Annotated in this window: 1 protein-coding gene; it reads right to left on the reverse strand. The window is 54.7% G+C overall.

The window, feature by feature from the left end:
• Positions 1 to 117: 117 nt before the first annotated feature.
• A partial coding sequence (locus tag A3754_RS00560; protein ID WP_156496638.1) for a response regulator occupies positions 118 to 1,171 on the reverse strand: 1,054 nt, incomplete at its 5' end.

Below are 1,171 nucleotides of genomic sequence, written 5' to 3' on the forward strand. Positions count from 1 at the left end.
AATTTCGATGTCCTCGACACTAACTTCGTCATCGTCGATCGGGTATGTTTCAGCCATAACGCTATTCCGCCACGGTTCCTGTCTTCATAAAGTGACTGCGGACATGTTTTGCACCCACTACTTGTGCAGCCAGACCCGTAGCAACGAGGTAAGCTTCGCCATATCAATGGGCTTGGAGCAGTAATCATTGGCCCCGGCTTCAATGCATTTGGCGCGGTCATCCTTCATGGCCTTGGCCGTCAACGCCAACATCGGCAGCTTGCTGAAACGAGCCTGTTCACGAATCCGCCCCATGGCTTCATAGCCATCCATTTCCGGCATCATGATATCCATTAACACAATGTCGATGGAGGGATTTTCATCCAGCGATTCCAGCGCCTCGCGGCCATTATTGGCGATACTGATGGCAAAACCCAACTCTTCCAGCTGCGCCGACAGCGCGTAGATATTACGCATGTCGTCATCCACCAGCAGCAATTGCTTGCCTTCGAAAATGTCATCGCGATGCTCGATGGATTCCGCAGTCGGGCGGCGATTGGCCGGCAAGGTGGATTCCAGCCAGTGCAGGAACAGGGACGCTTCGTTGAGCAGTCGCTCGTGGGAGCGTTCCGTCTTGAGAATGATACGGTCCGCATACTTGCGCAGTTTCGCCTCTTCTTCGCGGGTCATGTCCTTGCCGGTATAAACCACCACGGGAACACTGTCGTAGTCGTCACTGGCATGGAGCTTTTCCAGCAGCTCGAAACCGCTCATGTCCGGTAGTGTCAAATCCAGAATCATGCAGTCGAACACGGTATTCTGCAGGGCATCCAGTGCTTGCTGGCCGCTAGTTGCAGCGGTGATTTCAACCCCTTTCTGGTCGAACAGCTCACGGATACTTTCGTGCTGGATTTCACTGTCTTCCACCACCAGAAGGCGGCGCACATTGGTTTCGATAGCGCCTTCAATTTTGGCGAAAGCAGAGAGAATGTCGTCCTGATTGGCTGGCTTGGTCATGAAATCCAGCGCCCCCAGTTCCAGCGCCTTCTTGCGCTCATCACGCCCGGACAGGAAGTGCACCGGGATGTCCTTGGTGCGCGGGTCCGCCTTGAGCTTTTCCATGACTTCCCAGCCATCGATACCCGGCAGGCCAATGTCCAGAATAATCGCGCTGGGCCGGTAATGGCTGGCA

Source organism: Alcanivorax sp. HI0083, from assembly GCF_001635175.1.